Origin of the sequence: Flavobacterium sp. NRK1, assembly GCF_024054175.1 — a bacterium.
GTDB lineage: Bacteria > Bacteroidota > Bacteroidia > Flavobacteriales > Flavobacteriaceae > Flavobacterium.
The window spans coordinates 1-2,138 of sequence record NZ_JAMXLA010000027.1 but is presented as its reverse complement, the minus strand read 5'-3'; the positions used below and the strand labels follow the sequence as shown (position 1 = coordinate 2,138).

1 pseudogene is annotated in these 2,138 nt (G+C 51.3%); it reads right to left on the bottom strand.

Features of this window, described 5'->3' with window-relative positions:
- Positions 1–2,138 (bottom strand): annotated as a pseudogene (locus NHE85_RS16730) (hypothetical protein); the annotation flags it as partial.

Genomic DNA, 2,138 nt, shown 5'->3' with positions numbered 1-2,138 from the left:
AATGTTTTTGGGTTACCTTGTGGTGGTGCAGGGTTGGTATAATGCTCAGGGTCGGCTATGGCTATTGCACCGGTATCAACCCTTGGGTCGGATTCATAGTATTCTACGGTATACCCCTGCCCGATGCCTGATGGGCCTAAAAGCTGGTCTTCCCTTACCGTAAGGTCAAACTCGGCCTGGCCGTCGTTTGGAAGGGCTTCGTTACAGATGGCAAGAGGGCTCGGGGTGGTAAGGGCGTGCGGTGCATTGAAGATAAGCATGAAGCTCTCTACACTGTAGCAGCCTGTTACAGGGTCTTCTACCCTTACCCAGATCACCTGCTGGTCACTGCCCATATAAGTGGCAGGGTTGGTGATCCTGTTGGCAAGGCCGCTGTTGGCTCCTGTCTCGGTGGTATAATATTCTACAATAAGATCATCCGGTATGGTAAGGCCAAGGGCATCGGCAATTACGGCATTCTGTACCGTAAGGTCTACCCTGCGTTTGCCGTCCTGTCCGTTGTTGTCGGCATCGTCACAGAAGGTAAGGTCCTCCAGTGATGGGGCCTGCGGTGCAGGGGATACAATAAGCGTTAGTACATAAGGTACGGTATTGCTGCACCCGCTGCGGGTATCGGTTACCCTTACATAGATATCCTGGATGTAAGGTACGGCATTTACATAGTTCTCTGTGGTTGGTATCGGGTTTATACCCGCTATGGCATCTTCCGCTGTTTCATGGAAGGTGATCACAAGGTCTAGATCGCCGTTAGCCATACTCTCCTCAAGGGATTTAAGGTCAAATTCGCCTATGCCCTGCCCGTTGGTATCGCATACGGTCAGCTCGTCCTGGGTCGGCTCAAGGATGATCGGCTGGTGCTCTACCCTAAGGTCTAAGAAACCGATCCTGTAGCACCCGGTGGCTGTTACCTCAAAGCGTACAAAAAGCGTCTCTACCTGCGGTACCTGGTTCTCATAGGCTAAGGCATCAGCCTCGCTTATAGGATTGGTATCTCCCTGGGCATCAGCAAAGCTGTGGTGGAAGGTTATGGTCATGCCGCTGGCATCGGCTATAAAGTCAGGGATCCTGCTGGTAAGGTCAAACACCTCTTTGTCCATTGGGGCGGTGGTATCACAAAGCGTATATACCGACTGGTTGGTGATAAGCTCCGGAAGCGGGTTAACGATAAGCTCAAGGATTACTATATCATAGCATCCTGTGGTGTTATTGGTTACCCTTACATAAATGGGAGCTGTACCCGATGGGTAGCTGGCGGCATTTATTATCGAAGGCGTGCCATTTACAGCATCATTATTACTAACGTGGTAGCTTATGCTGTATTGGGCAGGGTCTAAACTGCCAAGTATCTCAGCTGCTTTTATAGTAAGGTCGAAGGTAGCGATACCGTCGGTGTCGCTGGCCCCGTCATCGCATAATGCATAGTCTGAAGGCTCGGTGGCCTCAGGGACAGGGTTTACGATAAGCTGAAGGGTAACAAGGTCATAACAATCCGTAAGGGTAGACTGTACCCTTAGGTAGATCGTCTGGCCATGCTGGTTGATATTGGTATAGGTACCCGGGTTAGGGATAGGGTTAACATCATGTTCGGCATCCTCAGGGGTTTCATAAGCCGTAACATTAACATTGCCAAGGGCTGCTTCTATGGCTGCCATAGCTCCGGTCATATCAAACTGTGCAAAACCGTCGTTGTTGAAGTCACATTCCTCGATCGGAGCAGGTGGCGTGGCAATAGGTGCAGGGATCACATTAAGATCTACCTCGGTAGTGGTCCAGCAGCCTGTGATATCATCGGTGATCCTCGGATAAAGTGTCGTGTCTCCTGAAAGGTACGGGGTAGGTAAATAATCAGTGCCGCCGAATTCCGCCTGTTCAGGGGTCAGGTAGAAAACTACGCTGTAGCCCGGGGCGCCATCGGTAATAGCCTCTGCAATCTCTTCAAGGTGGAACTCAGCCTGGCCCGGTACTTCCTCACATTCATTAGCGATATACGCATTAGGGTCATTGCTAAGCACAGGAAGCGGGTTTACCCTAAGGGTAAGCGGGGCTACACTGCGGCAGCCAAAAGTAGTGGCTATGCCAACCCAGATCTGCTGGGTGCCGGCTACGGTATTGCTAAAGGCCGTATCCGGGCTGATAGG